General features: G+C 69.6%; 15 protein-coding genes. 5 read left to right on the top strand and 10 right to left on the bottom strand.

The window, feature by feature from the left end:
- Positions 1-127: 127 nt before the first annotated feature.
- From OG285_RS37135 to OG285_RS37120, 4 genes are all read right to left on the bottom strand, one after another.
- The gene (locus OG285_RS37135; protein ID WP_331760553.1) at positions 128-2,089 is read right to left on the bottom strand and encodes an ABC transporter ATP-binding protein; all 1,962 of its coding nucleotides are present in this window, start codon (positions 2,087-2,089) and stop codon (positions 128-130) included.
- A gap of 23 nt (positions 2,090-2,112) precedes the next feature.
- On the bottom strand, positions 2,113-2,580 hold the full coding sequence (locus OG285_RS37130; protein ID WP_331760284.1) for an NUDIX domain-containing protein: 468 nt from the start codon (positions 2,578-2,580) through the stop codon (positions 2,113-2,115).
- Positions 2,577-3,452, bottom strand: coding sequence for an aminoglycoside phosphotransferase family protein (locus OG285_RS37125; RefSeq protein WP_331760283.1), 876 nt, complete (start codon positions 3,450-3,452; stop codon positions 2,577-2,579). The genes OG285_RS37130 and OG285_RS37125 overlap by 4 nt, the downstream gene beginning before the upstream one ends.
- A gap of 354 nt (positions 3,453-3,806) precedes the next feature.
- Positions 3,807-4,082: a hypothetical protein gene (locus OG285_RS37120; protein ID WP_331760282.1), complete on the bottom strand. Its 276-nt coding sequence runs from the start codon at positions 4,080-4,082 to the stop codon at positions 3,807-3,809.
- 276 nt (positions 4,083-4,358) lie between these two features.
- On the opposite strand from OG285_RS37120, the gene OG285_RS37115 reads away from it, so the two are divergent.
- The gene (locus tag OG285_RS37115) at positions 4,359-5,210 is read left to right on the top strand and encodes a class I SAM-dependent methyltransferase (RefSeq protein WP_331760281.1); all 852 of its coding nucleotides are present in this window, start codon (positions 4,359-4,361) and stop codon (positions 5,208-5,210) included.
- A gap of 388 nt (positions 5,211-5,598) precedes the next feature.
- On the opposite strand, the gene OG285_RS37110 is transcribed toward OG285_RS37115, so the two are convergent.
- Both OG285_RS37110 and OG285_RS37105 read right to left on the bottom strand, forming a co-directional pair.
- Positions 5,599-7,011: a threonine/serine exporter family protein gene (locus tag OG285_RS37110; protein ID WP_371793725.1), complete on the bottom strand. Its 1,413-nt coding sequence runs from the start codon at positions 7,009-7,011 to the stop codon at positions 5,599-5,601.
- Between the two features lie 255 nt (positions 7,012-7,266).
- Positions 7,267-7,566, bottom strand: coding sequence for a hypothetical protein (locus tag OG285_RS37105; RefSeq protein ID WP_356830644.1), 300 nt, complete (start codon positions 7,564-7,566; stop codon positions 7,267-7,269).
- A 12-nt stretch (positions 7,567-7,578) separates the two neighbouring features.
- Here OG285_RS37105 and OG285_RS37100 point away from each other — a divergent pair, with 12 nt between their 5' ends.
- Entirely contained in the window at positions 7,579-7,887 is a 309-nt protein-coding gene (locus OG285_RS37100) for a hypothetical protein (protein WP_371793724.1), read from the top strand.
- Between the two features lie 63 nt (positions 7,888-7,950).
- On the opposite strand, the gene OG285_RS37095 is transcribed toward OG285_RS37100, so the two are convergent.
- Both OG285_RS37095 and OG285_RS37090 read right to left on the bottom strand, forming a co-directional pair.
- Complete coding sequence (locus OG285_RS37095) at positions 7,951-9,321, bottom strand: DEAD/DEAH box helicase (RefSeq protein ID WP_331760278.1); 1,371 nt, start codon at positions 9,319-9,321, stop codon at positions 7,951-7,953.
- 255 nt (positions 9,322-9,576) lie between these two features.
- Positions 9,577-10,200: a TetR/AcrR family transcriptional regulator gene (locus OG285_RS37090; RefSeq protein WP_331760277.1), complete on the bottom strand. Its 624-nt coding sequence runs from the start codon at positions 10,198-10,200 to the stop codon at positions 9,577-9,579.
- Between the two features lie 26 nt (positions 10,201-10,226).
- Here OG285_RS37090 and OG285_RS37085 point away from each other — a divergent pair, with 26 nt between their 5' ends.
- Together OG285_RS37085 and OG285_RS37080 are read left to right on the top strand one after the other, a co-directional pair.
- Entirely contained in the window at positions 10,227-10,625 is a 399-nt protein-coding gene (locus tag OG285_RS37085) for a nuclear transport factor 2 family protein (RefSeq protein WP_331760276.1), read from the top strand.
- Positions 10,625-11,521, top strand: a complete 897-nt coding sequence (locus OG285_RS37080) for an SDR family oxidoreductase (protein WP_331760275.1) — start codon at positions 10,625-10,627, stop codon at positions 11,519-11,521. Before OG285_RS37085 ends, OG285_RS37080 begins: the two co-directional genes overlap by 1 nt.
- Before the next feature lie 212 nt (positions 11,522-11,733).
- Here the strand turns inward: OG285_RS37080 and OG285_RS37075 are convergent, their stop codons facing one another.
- Positions 11,734-12,576 (bottom strand): phosphotransferase, encoded by an 843-nt coding sequence (locus OG285_RS37075; RefSeq protein WP_331760274.1) that lies wholly within the window; start codon positions 12,574-12,576, stop codon positions 11,734-11,736.
- A gap of 360 nt (positions 12,577-12,936) precedes the next feature.
- The gene (locus OG285_RS37070; protein ID WP_331760273.1) at positions 12,937-13,152 is read right to left on the bottom strand and encodes a DUF6243 family protein; all 216 of its coding nucleotides are present in this window, start codon (positions 13,150-13,152) and stop codon (positions 12,937-12,939) included.
- Positions 13,153-13,463: 311 nt separating this feature from the next.
- Here OG285_RS37070 and OG285_RS37065 point away from each other — a divergent pair, with 311 nt between their 5' ends.
- The gene (locus OG285_RS37065; protein WP_331760272.1) at positions 13,464-13,697 is read left to right on the top strand and encodes a hypothetical protein; all 234 of its coding nucleotides are present in this window, start codon (positions 13,464-13,466) and stop codon (positions 13,695-13,697) included.
- The last annotated feature ends 13 nt before the right edge of the window (positions 13,698-13,710 follow it).

Genomic DNA, 13,710 nt, shown 5'->3' with positions numbered 1-13,710 from the left:
TCCAGCCCATCGCGGTGTATGTGCCCGGCGGCCAGGAGCCGGTCGGCGAGCTGCTGGCGCAGGCCGCTGGCTTCGTGCAGTTCGGTGGTGGGAGGAGTCGTCACGGTGCTCCTTTCATCGTGAGGGGTCACACGGGATCTGTGACGGTCGGAGAGGCGGGACTCGGGATGCTTGGACCGGGTGCGTACTGAGCGGCCTGGGCGTCGAACATGGACGCGTAGCGGCCCTGGGCTGCGATCAGTTCGTCGTGGTGTCCCTGTTCCGCGAGACGGCCCCGGTCGAGGACGTAGATCTGGTCGGCGTGCCGGACGCCGGACATGCGGTGCGTGACGAGGACGACCGCCCGATGGGGCCCGGCAAGCCGGCGGATGCGGTCGAAGGCGGCGATTTCCGCCTCGGGGTCGAGGGCAGAGGTGGGTTCATCGACGATGAGGACACTGTCCGCGTCCGATGTGGAGCTGCGCCAGTGGGTGCGAGCCAGGCCGATCTTCTGCCACTCACCTCCGGAGAGTTCCGTGGCACCGCGGAACATCCGGGCCAGCAGGCTCCGCAGTCCTTCGGGCAGTTTCGCGATGACGGGGGAGGCCCCGGCGTAGTCGACCGAGGAGCGCAGCTCGTCGTCGGTCGCCGGGTGTTCGGGGCGGCCGATGCGGATGTTCAGGGCGGCCGTCACCGGCCAGCGCTGGAAATCCTGCGTCAGCAGCGAGACGCGGTCGAACACCTCGGCCCGGTCCAGGCTCGACAGCTCGGCCTCGCCCCAGTGGACCGTGCCGCTCTGCGGGAGCAGCAGGCCCGCCAGGACCTTCATGAGGGTGCTCTTACCCGAGCCGTTCTCACCCACCACCGCCGTTACCGAGCCCATGGGGAGGGTGAGCGAGACCCCGTCCAGTGCCAGTTCGTCGCGGTCCGGATAGCGGTAGGTGACCTTGTCGAGGTCGACCTGGCCGGCCTTGCGGGGCACCGGGCCGCCGCCGGCCGGGATGGCGCGGCCCGCCGCGACGCTCAGGAACCGGTCGTGGTCCTGGACGTAGAGGGACTCCTCGTGAAGCTGGTTGACGTTCATGACCAGCGCGCCCAGGCTCGCCGAGCCGGAACGGACCGCGATCACGGCGGTCCCGGCCACGGCCAGGCTCATGCGCCCGGTCATGACCAGCCAGAACATCACCGCGTACGTGCAGGCCATCGCCACCCCGGACAGGGCTGCGGCCACCAGTTCCGTGAGCGCCTTGCCGTTGGCGAGGCGCTTCTGCTCGGCCTCGGCGCTCTCGGCCATGTCCCGGTACTTGTCCAGGAGGAACGGACCGACGGCGTGGATCCGCACCTCCTGGGCCGCAGTGCGCTCGGTGAGCAGGTTGCCGATGAGGCGGCTCGCGCGCAGGTGCTCGATCCAGTTCATCGCCGAGACGTAGCGTTCCTGGGCCACCCGCATGGCCCCCCAGCCGCGGGGAGCCGCGATCAGGACCAGCATGGGCAGCAGAGCGGGGTGCAGCACGGTGAGGATGCTGGCGGTGGCGATCAGGGAGATCGTGCCGTTCAGGGCGGCGACGCAGGCACTGATCATGCGGCGGGCGGACGCGGCGCCGTACTGCGCGACGTCGATCAGCCGGCGGAACTCGGGGTCTTCGATGGCCTCCAGCTCCACCGCCGTGGCAGCGGCCAGGTACTCGGTCGTCGCGACCCGCTCGACCAGCGGCTCCAGACGTCCGGCCCGGGAGGTGGACCAGCCGGCGAGGGCGGCGTTGGCGACCGCGACGATGGCTGCGGCGATCAGCGCGGGCAGCGCCTTGTGCAAGCGGTGGTCCGGTGTGCCGCCACCGAGGAGGGCGTGCATCACGGCATTGACTGCCAGCAGGCTGACGGCCGCCGCGATGCCCTGCCCGATCTCACTGAACCCGACAGCGAGCAGGGCCGGCCGGTCCACGGACCAGGCGCGGCGCAGGGTGCCGCCGACCAACCGGGGCATGGCGCGGATGGCCGAGAGCATCGTCAAGTCGAGTCGTGCGTGCTCGTGTTCGGCCCAGCCCATGTCGTAGCGCAGCGGTCCGCCGAAGAGTTCTTGTTCGGCGTCGGAGACCTGGGGTTCAGCCATCCGTACGGGCCCGAAGAAGCGTTTCACAGGGAGCCTCCCGGGCTGATCCAGTTCAGTGCCCTGTACGAGGGGCCCTCGGTGAGCGTCTGGAAGATGGCGGTGGTGTCGGGGTGACAGTCCGGCGGGGGATTCTCCATCGACACCCAGAAGAGTCCTTGGTGCTTGTGTGGCTCGGCGTTGTTCGGCTCACCGGTCCAGGACTGCGCCACGAACACGGCGGTGATCTGGTCGGTTCTTCCGGGGGCGTGATGGTGGAGGAGTCCACAGAACTCCTGGTGGGTGGGGCTGACGCGGACTCCGGTTGCCTTCTCCGTTTCCCGCCGTGCCGCACGGTCCAGTGGTTCGCCGTCCTGGAGGCGGCCTCCCAGGACGGTCAGCCTTCCCTGGGCGAGTGCCGCGCCGGGTTTTCCGCGAACGCACAGGGCGGATCCGTTCGCATGCAGCAGGACCTGGGCCACGCAGGCAGTCAGCAGCTGGGGGTGCTCGCTCATCGCCACCCCTCCCGTGCCAGACGCTCGACCGTGCGCCGGCCGCGCGCGGTCACATGGGTGTCGCCGTGGCGGGGGCCGTAGGCCAGGGCGCCGGCCGCGTCCGCCGCGGCGAAGGCCGTCAGCGCCTGCTGTTCGACGGGGGAGAGCTGACGCCCGTAGCCGGTGAACAGCGCTGTGTTCAGGTGGGGGTGGCCCGGCCATGCGGCCGTGGCGAGTTTGACGAAGTCGGCGACGAGGGGGCCTGGCGTGCTGCGTTCGTAGTCGATCAGCGCGCAGCGCCGGCCGTTCCAGAGCAGGTTGCGTTCCCAGAAGTCCCCGTGGAGAAGTCCGGTGGGCAGCGGTCCGAGAGTGGGGAGGGTGCTGACGATGCTGCGGAGCATGTCGGCTTCGGCGGTGGACAGATGGCTGCCTGCGGCGGCGATGTGCTTCTCCAGCCCGGTGACCGTGTCCTCGATGGTGTTCGCGGTCTCGGCCTGGGCTTGGTGGTTCGGCAGCGCATCGTGGAAGAGGCGCAGGAGTCGGCCGGCCTGCTGGTGTGCGACGCGGCGTCCTGCGGGTGCCGTATCACCCCCCAGGGTGTTGCCGTCCACGGCGGTGAGGACGAGGGCGAGCAGTTCAGCCGAACTGTCCTTCATTACCGGCGCGTTGGCGTGGCCGAGGCGGGGAACGGACTCACGGTAGGCCCGTGTCTCGCGGGTGTAGAGGATCGGCCTGGGCGCCACCTTCACGAAGTGACGGCCCGCCCTGCTGGTCACCTCCCACACCTGAGAGTCCGTCCGCGCGTGGGAGGCGTCGCGTACGACCTGGATCGGCCCCAGAACGGATTCCACCCACCTGGCCAGTGACGCGGGGATGCTGGCGGGTTCGGTCATGTCAGGTACCTCGTATCCGGTCGTGAACCGTCCGTGAAGAAGCCGGTGCGGCCGTCAGCGGGGCGAGCGGAGGTATCCGGGGGGCAGGCGGCATGTTCGAACGCAGGATGAACGAGCGCAGGGCGGTGCAAGCGATGCATGGGTGCTCCTCGGGACGTGATGCGGACAGGTGATCGGGTAACTGGGCCTTTCCCTTCGCCGTCACGGGTGCACGGGGGCGAAATCTAGAACCTGATTTCGAATAGGCGAGTGGCCCTTGGTGTGGCCGGGAATGCTGTGCTGTGATGCTGCGTTCGATCACTCGTGTGGGTTCCGGTACTTCCTCCGGGGGATTGCCGAGTGCCGCGTGGTCGGTCATGACGGAGCCAGTTCCGGTCGGACGGCGACGAGTTCGCGCAGGCAGCTGCGCTTCGAACAGAAGGTGTGCTCGGTCGCCCAGCCGCGGGCGGAGAGGTAGCCGCGGAGCAAGCCGTCGATCCGCTCCATCTCGATGAGGACCGCGTCCTGGTCGTCGTCGAGGATGCTGCGCGAACGGAGGTACTCCGGCTCGCACGGGGAGAGCACCGCTTCGGGGGCCGCCAGGGGGGCGCAGCGGTCGAGGGAGATGCCGTAGACGTGGCCGGTGCGCATCGATCGCACTGGATGTCGTAGCGGACGCGTTGGAAGGGCGGCATGGCCCGGACCCGGAGTCTCAGATCCTCGGTCAGGTATACCTCCCACTTCGCGTGGTCGCCTACACGTCGCCTACACAGCGTGACTGTTGATCTTCGCCTCAGGGTGGTTTCAGTGGTCGCAGGCGGTCGGCGCGCGCATGACTGGCCGGCCGCGCATGAAGCCAGCTCCCCTCAGCAGGCCCCTTTCAGGCCCCTTTCAGGCCCCTCGGAATCGATCATCTAGGCTGGCGCGGTGGCTGATGAGCAGGAGCGGGTGCAGCCGTCGGGTGTGTGGGCCACGGCGGTGGGGGTGGCCAGGGTGCGGGCGCTGGAGACCGAGCGGGAGAACGCGCTCTTCCGCGACCCACTGGCACAGGCCTTCGCCACCGCCGGCGGCCTGTGGCCCTCCTCGCCGCGGCTGTCCGATGACGAGGCCGCGCGACGCCGTCGGCGGGCCGTGTCGTTCTCCATCGTCATCAGGACGAAGTTCCTCGACGACCTGTTGCAGGAGGCCTCCGCGTCCGGGGTCAGGCAGGTCGTGCTGCTCGGCGCCGGCATGGACAGCCGGGCCTTCCGGATGGACTGGCCCGAGGGCACCCGGCTGTTCGAGGTCGACACTGCCGCGCCACTGGACTTCAAGGCTTCGGTGCTGCGCCAGGAGCGGGCCGTCGCGCGCTGCGAGCGGATCACCGTCGCGGTGGATCTGCGTGAGGACTGGCCGGCCGCGCTGGCCGCCGCAGGGCACGACCCGGCCGTGCCGACCGCGTGGATCGCCGAAGGGCTGCTGATCTATCTGCCCGAGGACGCGGTGGAGCTGCTGCTGGCCCGGATCAGCAGGCAGTCGGCAGCAGGCAGTCGGATGGGGCTGACCTTGGGCTCGCGCGGCGTGATCGAGCGCTTCGGCGCGGAAGCCACGCCGGGATCGGCGGCGTCCATGTGGATCTCGGAGATGCCCGACGACCCGGTGGGCTGGCTGGCCGGGCACGACTGGGAGGCCGACAGCCACACCCTGCGCGAGCGCGCTGCCGCCTACGGCCGCCCGATCAGCACCCCGCCGCAGCGTGAGGAGCGGCCCGGCGGGCTGATCTCGGCGGTCCGCCGGTAGAGCATCCGGAGTACCTGCGCCGACGCGCGGTAACGCTCCCCGGGGACCCGGCACTTGTCGCCTCGCGCGCTCAGCAGCATGCTGCTGCCGTCTGCCCATGTATGGCTCGCCGCCGACGGGCGCCCGCCCGGCTCCACAAACCGCCGGACGAGCCGCCGTTCAGGACGCCGGCCGAGTGCTCAGAACCGGCGAACCGTGCTCCCGTCCCGCTCACCATGAACAAGGCACCACACCCCGTCGGACGGGAACAGGCTGAGGTCCGCCGACAAGTCACCGCCATCACGGACAAGTAACTGCCATCACGGACAAGTCACCGCCCACCCGGCAAATCGAGCCCAGTGGATCAAGTCCCTTGCGGCAGTGGTGGCGCACAGGCACGGCCGGTCGTTTATGCGGACGAGGTGGAGCCGCTTCGGGGGCTGCGGGCACGGGGGCTCCATTCGCGCTGGGCGGCGTTGCCGAGGGAGCTGCCGAGGACGCTGCCGACCCCGATGGCGGCGGTGGCGACGAAGGCGATCAGGGCGTACGAACCCGCCCCCGAGACGTGCAACGCGGCCTGGAGCAGGCTGCGGTAGACGTCCGGGCCCGGCAGCAGGGCCCCTGCGACACCGGGTACCACGAGGGAGCGGGCCGGAAGGCGCAGGCTGGGAGCGACCGCACCGGCCGCCGCACCGAGGAACACCGCCCCGGTGAGAGTGGCGACCGGGGTCGGCTGGTCCAGGTACTGCTGGGTGCCGTTGTTGACGAAACCGGCGAGCACCCCACCAGCGACCGCCCAGGGCAGCAGGCGGGGCGGCCCGCCCATGAAGACGGCGTTGCCGAGGGAGCCGATGGCCGACGTCAGCAGGGTGGCCGCGAGCGGAAGGGCGCGGAAGGCGGTGTCCCGGGCCTGCAGATCACTGTGCCGCAACAGGAAGCCGACGAGGAAGACGCCGGCGACCATGGCCGCGAAGAAGAGCCCCACACTGATGATCCGGCCGCTCGCCATGGAGCGGAACCCGGAGATCGCGTCCTCCACCATGCTGACCAGGGACAGGATGGGCAGCAGGATCACCACGTTGGCGGCGGCGACGCTCGCCGCCTCGCCGCCGGTCAGCACCCTGGCGTCGGCGAGCAGCAGGGCGGAGCCGATCGAGCAGGCGGTCTGGAGCGCCGTGACGTAGAAGGACTGGAGGCCGCTCTTGCCGAGGGCCCAGCTGACGCGGTTGCTGATCACGAAGACCAGCGGCGAGAAGAGCGCGGCCTTGAGGGTGCCGGAGGCGAGGACGCAGAGCATCGCGGCGAGCAGGGCGCCGCCCAGCACCGACGTCCACCAGGGCCAGATGCCCTTGCGGGAGATGATCTGGTTCAGGGCGCGCTCGGCGGCCGATGGAGGCATGTCCTCGCGCAGGATGTGCCGGGTGAGGCTGTGCAGCTGGTCGAGCTGGTCGAGATCCCGGCTGTCCTCCGAGCCCGTCACCGTCATCATCATCAGCGGCAGGATGCCCTCCGGGGCGTACTGGGCCTGGACCGTCCGGGAGGTGATGTCGATGCTGACATGGTCCATCCGCCAGCGTGCCGTGATCGCGATGGCGGCCGCGTCGATGGCCTGCGTCTCCGCGCCGGCAAGGAAGAGCTCCCGGGCGTGGCGGAGGACGAAGCGCAGGAAGTCGGTGGCGGTCTGTTCGTCCACCTGCTCCGGGACGGGGAAGGGAAAGCTTTCGAACTCGGTGCCGTAGAGCCGGTCGAGCGCCGTGGACTCGTCCTTCTGGCGGCGTTCCTGGCGCTCCCGCCGGGCATGGCGTCTACCGAGGGAGAACATCCGTGACATGGCGGCACGGCCTTTCCGGGTACAGGGGGCACGTGGCGGTACACACAGGAGGAAATGCGAACAAAAGGGGAGTTTAGCCACTGAAGTCCGCTTCTTGGCCGGGAGGTCTTCCCGCCGGTCGGCCCGACCGGCGCAAGTCGACGGCGACACGGCCGAACGCCCGGGGCCGGTAGGGGCGGCGATCGACCGGCCCCGGGCTGGACTGCTGCGCGTCCCAGTGCCGCGGCGGGTTCCTGTCCCGCCCCCTCAGTCGCTGTTCTTGTGGGTGTGGGTGGTGATGTGGATGTACTGGACGTCGAGTTGATCGGCGATGTTGGTGAGGGTGTCGGCGAGGGCGCGGACGGTCACGGGCTCAAGGCTGACGTCGGCGCCTTCTTCCACAACGAGCACGGGGACACCGTCGCGCGTGCCGGTCTTCCAGGTGTGGGCGATGGAACGCAGAAGCGCGGTGACCTGGTCGGCGGGTACGGTCAGCCGCCCATCCCCCTCGACGCTGACCTCAGGCGCTGCGAGCCGCGCCTCGTTTGCTTCGTCCTCGGGGTTCATGCTGCCCATTCCATGTCCAGTTCGGCGAGTGCGTCCAGCTGCTCCGCCGAGAACCTGTCGCGCCTCGACCTGGTGTCGGACTTCGCCCCGCGTGCGGCGGCCGGCGGGGGAGGAGGGGGTCTCAAGCGGCTGTACGCCGAGCCTGGACAGCCGCTCCTGCTGCCCGGTCGACAGCTGCGCCCAGTCGAGGGTCTGCCGCTGGAGCCATCGCCACGGCCCACCGGGGAGCCGGCCCACCGGCGAGCCGGTCCGCATCCGGTGCGCGGGGTGGTGACGGGTGATGAGGACGTACAGGCGCCCATGTTCGGCAGTGACCACTGACCGGTGCTCGGACGGATGGAGGCCTCGGAGGCGCCCGGTCCCCTTCCGGCAACCCCGTGCGGGTCAGCGGCCCCTGCGTACCCGGGCCGCCGCGCGTGCCTCCGCCGTCTTGCGGGCGTCGGCCGTTCTCCGGGACTCCTTGGGGCGGCCCGGACGAGCGCCCATGCCACGGAAGGGGGCATTGCCGCTGCCCTTCCCTTCGATCGGCGGGCGCTTCGCCCCGGTGATGGCGGTCAGCTTCTCCTCGCCGGAGCGCACCTGGGTGACAGTCGGCCGGATCCGGGCATCGGTCATGATCTGGTTCACGTCCCGCCGCTGGTTCGGGGTGACCAGCGTGACCACGTTCCCGGATTCCCCGGCACGAGCCGTACGCCCGCCGCGGTGCAGGTAGTCCTTCGCGTCGGCAGGCGGGTCGACGTTGACGACGAGGTCGAGCGCCTCGATGTGAATGCCTCGCGCCGCGACGTTGGTGGCCACCAGCACGGTGATCTCGCCGTCCTTGAACTGCGCGAGCGTGTGTGTGCGCTGGGGCTGCGACTTCCCGCTGTGCAGGGCGCCGGCCCGTACCCCGCTGGCCCGCAGGTGCCGGGTGAACTGGTCCACGCCGGCCTTGGTGTCCAGGAACATCAGGACCCGGCCGTCCCGCGCCGCGATTTCGGTCGCGGTCGCGTACTTGTCGGCGGGATGGACGTTCAGCACGTGGTGTTCCATCGTGGTGACCGCGCCCGCCACACGGTCGAGCGAGGTTACCGCCGGCTCGTGCAGATAGCTCTGCACCAACTGGTCGACCTTGTGGTCGAGCGTCGCCGAGAACAGCAGCCGCTGTCCGTCGGGGCGGACCTGGTCCAGGATGTCCGAGACCTGCGGCAGGAACCCCAGGTCGCACATCTGGTCCGCCTCGTCCAGCACCGTGATCCGCACCTGCTCCAGATCACAGGACCGACGCGATACGAGGTCGGCGAGCCGCCCCGGTGTCGCGACGACCACTTCGGCGCCGGCCCGCAGCAGCGCTGCCTGCCGGTTGATCGCCAGCCCGCCCACCACCGTCGCCAGCCGCACGTTCAGCGCCTGCGCGTACGGCGCCAGCGCATCGCTCACCTGCTGCGCGAGCTCCCGGGTCGGCACCAGGACCAGTGCGAGCGGCCGCTTCGACTCCGCTCGCATACCTGCCGTCCGTGCCAGCAGCGCAAGCCCGAAGGCAAGCGTCTTGCCGGAACCGGTCCGGGCGCGGCCGAGGACATCACGGCCGGCCAGCGCGTGGGGCAGGGTCGCGGCCTGGATCGGGAAGGGCTCTGTCACGCCGAGGCCGGTCATCGTCGCCGTCAGCTCCGGCGGCAGCCCGAGTGCGTCGAAGGACTCGACCGGCGGCAGGTCACGGGCAGCACTCTGCGGCGTAGTGACGTCGCCCTTCGGGTCCGGCGGCTTCGCGTTCATGGGGGAACCTTCCTCGGTCTGGCGCCCGGAACGCGCCGGGGCCCGTACCCCTCGGTACGGGCCCCAACGGTTTCGAAGCGTGTCCCCCAGTTTATCAGCGGGGGCACCGGCCCCTCCCGGTTCCGTCGGCCCGCCCGCTCTCGGCGCCGCCCTGGTCCGGGGGCAGCGCTCGGACCTGGCCCGGCCCTGCCGAAGGGGCTTGCCTTACAAGGCAGATGACGCGTCGCTATCGGCCGAGGGCCACGCTGTGCCTGCTCAGGTGTCCGTGGGCATGGTGAGAATGCGGCGTGCAGTGCTCACGAGCGCGTGCCTGATGTCGGCCTCGGAGCATCCGGAGGCCTTGAGCGTGGCGATGAGTTCGACCTGGAGCCCCCCGAGGAGCAGGTGAGCCGTGTATTCCGCCGACTGCGCTCGGAAGCCCGCCTGCTCCAGCAGGTCGCGCAACACCGTGTGCACCCATACGTAGTGCGGGGCTGCCAGCAGGCTCGTACCGCTCATCTCGCGCGCCGCGAGCAGGCCCGGGTTCTCCAGCTTGAAGTTCAGCAGCTGCTCCAGGATCGACACGACCCGGTCGGCTGCCGGCACATCGGGGCCGATCGGGGACCCGGCGCGGTGGAGATCCTCGCGCCAGGGTTCCAGGCGTGCCGCGAACAGTGCGTCCAGCAAGCCGTCTCGGCTTCCGAAGGCCCGGAAGAGCGTGCCCTTGCCGACCCCGGCGGCTGCCGCGATGTCGTCCATCGTGACCGTGTTGGGGGCCGTGGAGGCGGCCAGGAGCTCGTCGGCGGCGCCCAGGATGCGGTCGCGGGGGACCGCGGGACGCCCCCGCCGAACCTTTTCGGACTTTGGGTCCGTAATGCTGATAGGCTTTTTGGGACTCATGGTCCGTAATTCTAGAGGAGCCCGTCATGGACGACGAAGCGGAATTCCCCGTCTGGCTGGCGGAGGCCGCGATCGGCCTCGCTGAAGGCGATGTCGACACCTGGCTGCAGATGTACGCCGATGACGCTGTGCATGAGTTCCCGTTTGCCGCAGCCGGTGACGTCCGCCGGCTCGAAGGCAAGTCCCGGATTCGCGCCCACATGTCCGCGATGGGCGGCAGCGTGCAGTTCGGCACCCTGGACGACATCACGGTGCGTGAGCTGGGCGAGGAGGTGATGATCGAGGCCGAGGGGCACCATTTCGATGCGGCCACTGGTGATCCCTTCGACATCCGCTACCTGTGGATCATCGCGCGGCGCGACGGCCTCGTGACCCGGCTGAAGGACTACATGGGGCCGCGGCGTCCCGCTGGAGGGGCAGTCTGATGCGTGTCTTCGTCACAGGTGGCACCGGCTTCATCGGCTCCGCGGTCGTGCGCGATTTGATCGAGTCGGGGCACGAAGTCCTGGCCCTGGCCCGCTCGGAGGCTTCCGCTGCGTCACTTCAGGCGGCAGGTGCCACGGCACACCCAGGCAGCCTGGAAGAGACCGAGCGCGTGCGCGACGGAGCCGCCGGCAGCGACGCGGCGATTCACACCGCGTTCGACAACAGGAGCATCGCCAGGTTCCCCCGAAACAGCCGCATCGAGCGCGCCGCTCTGCAGGCCGTCGCAGAGGTGTTTGCCGGCACGGACCGGCCGCTGGTCGCGGCCGGCGGATTCGCACCCGTCATCACGTCCGGACCGGTCTGCACCGAAGACGACCCGGCTTCCCCCAACGTGGGCCCCGTCGGACGCAATGTCGAGCGCACGATCATGGGCTTGGCGGAGTCGGGCGTGAACGCATCGATCGTGCGGATGCCGTGCGTACACGGCGATGGTGACCGATTCACGCTCCCTCGCTTCATCGAACTCGCCCGCAAAAAGGGCACATCGGGCTACGTCGGCCAGGGTGAGAACCGGTTGCCGGCCGTTCACCACACGGATGCGGCTCGTGTGTTCCGGCTCGCCGTCGAGCGCGGTGCCCGGGCCGGCCGCTACCACGCCGTTGCGGAAGAAGGAGTGCCCTACCGGTCGATCGCCGAAGTCATCGGCCGCCGTCTCGGGGTACCGGCGGTCAGCATGTCGCCGCTCAAGGCCCGTCGCCATTTCGGCCTGTACACGGCCTACGCGGAAGGAGACGGGCCGGCGTCGAGCACCGCTACCCGAGAACTGCTCGGCTGGGTACCCGAGGGACCGGGGCTACTGGAGGACCTCGACCGACCCGCGTACTTCACCAGCTGAGCACCTCGGTAGGACACCAGATCCCACAGGAACGACCCAGGCACGGAGCAGTCACTCGGCCGGACGGGTCCTGGTCCGTTTCCGGGCCTTTGACGTGGGCACGGGCCGAGGGGATGAGATGTCCTCTCAAGTCTGCCGAGTTCGCCGCTGCACCGTGTCGGGATGCCGCACACGGCGCAGCGGGCCGGGCCGGCGGCCGCCACGTCCTGAGTTCAGCTCAGTCCGCAGCGATCGAGTGCGGCACGAACCCGATTGAGCCCCTCCACTCTCCAGTGGTCCCGGTCGGGCATGTGGTCGTCCCGGCGCCAGCGCCAGGCCGAGAACATCGCCCAGTTCAGGGCGCGGCACCGGTGAATCAGACCGTGGTCAGCCCCCGCGTAGTGCTTCCCCACCTCTTCGGGCGCATGGGCGAGATCGAACTCGACCGGCCCGCGGCAGCACGTGGCAAGGTCTACGAAAAGCGGCCCTCTCCGCGTGTTCAGGAGGTTGCCCGGATGCGGCTCACCGTGCAACAACTGGTCGCGGGCTTCCCCGGTGCTGATCGTGGCGCTCAGTCCACTGAGTGTGCCGCTGAGGAGTTCCCGGTCAGAATCGGGCAGCTCGGGGGACCGCTCCCGGTCGGTCACCTCTCTCAACGCTACGGCGATGCGATCGGTGACATGCGGTGCTTCCAGATCGATCCGGCGCAGGGCGGAGTGGTGTCGCAGGAACACATCCGCGTAGTCGGCCGGCGCGATCTCTGAGCCCATCGGTTCGTAGTAGGTCCAGAGCGAGACGGCGAAGGCACCACGTACATAGGCGCGGGGCTCGGCCCGAGGGTCCAGCTCAGCCACCGGAGCGTCGACATCGGCGAGGCGGCGGGCGACCTCCACCTCGAACTCGGAATCGGCCAGGTGTCCCGAAGGAGCGACCCGAGCCAGGACATCGCAAGGGATCAGGCGCAGCGCGACGCGGTCCGAGTTGTGGACGACGATCGCATCGTCGGCCTGAAGGCCCAGCTTTGCGGCGGTCGCCCGTCCTGCTTCAACTGCGCGGTGGAGTTCTGATGGCTCCACGCCGTTCTCCCTCGTTGTTGCGTACACAGACACGCCTGGGGCGGCCAGGTCGCCCCCGATGTCTTCGTGAACACCATCCGGTGTCCAGAACGGGACCCGGCGCTCAGCATCGCAAATCGGGACCCGCACAGGCCCTGGGATTTATTCGGCCGATCATGGTGGTGACGCCGCTGGTCAGCTCGGGGTGGTGGCAGTGACGGGGCTGCTGAATCCGCGGCTGTTTTGGATGGCCGGCTGAGACGCGGGTGGCCGGCCGGGAACGGAGCGGGTCCGGCCACGTCCGGTACAGCAGCAGAGCCCGGACCGCGCGTTGCGGTCCGGGCTCTGCCCCGTGCGGTGCCGCCCTGTGGCGGCACCGCGTCAGCTCTGTGCGGTGTCGTCGTCCGCCTGCCCGGCGCCTTCAGCTGCGCCTGCCTTCTCGCGCATCTTGCGCACCAGCTCCGCCTTCTGGTCGGCTGCACTCTGGCGGTCGAGGTTGCGGTGCGGACCGTTGTTCTGCCGTTCGGTGCGGGACAGCTTCTTTCGCTGGCCGCCGCCCATGCCCACGGGGTTGTTGATGTTCTTGCTCACGGTCACGGGTTCTCCCGGTAATGATGTGAAGTGATCTACGGATTCATCGGTGGGGGACGGGCGGCGACGTCGAAGGACGTCAGCGGGGGCCCATCACGCTCTCACTCGTAAATCGGCGTCTGGAAGAACATGACAAAGACGTTACCCGGTTCCGGCGGCCCCGCAGACCAACCCCTTCGCCTCCCCGGCGTCGGCCGGGGCTGCGGCGAGCGCCCGGGGACAGCCGTTTCCTGCCGGAGTCGCTCCCGCGACACGTACCAGCGACCTCTGGATCCGGTATGCGGCAAGAAATCAAGATCTCTCAGCGTCATTGGCACATGCGAGCCCGCGTCAGGATCGTCAGCGACTACGACGCGGGTGCTGTGGATCCACCTGTCCGGCGGCTCTTCACCGCGGGTGAGGAGCTCACTCTCATTCTGGGGGGCCGTGCTGGCCGGCCCGTCGACGACGCCTGGTGGTGGACCTCCCGGGACATTGACGGGGCACACATGGTCCCGGCCGATCGTGTTGAGGTCCTGGAGATCATCGAGCACGTGTCACCTGATGGGTGAAACACCCTCGACA

The sequence above is a fragment of the Streptomyces sp. NBC_01471 genome (genome assembly GCF_041438865.1).
Classification (GTDB): domain Bacteria; phylum Actinomycetota; class Actinomycetes; order Streptomycetales; family Streptomycetaceae; genus Streptomyces.
The sequence above is the reverse complement of the archived record's forward strand: the minus strand, read 5'-3'. Positions and strand labels throughout refer to the sequence as shown.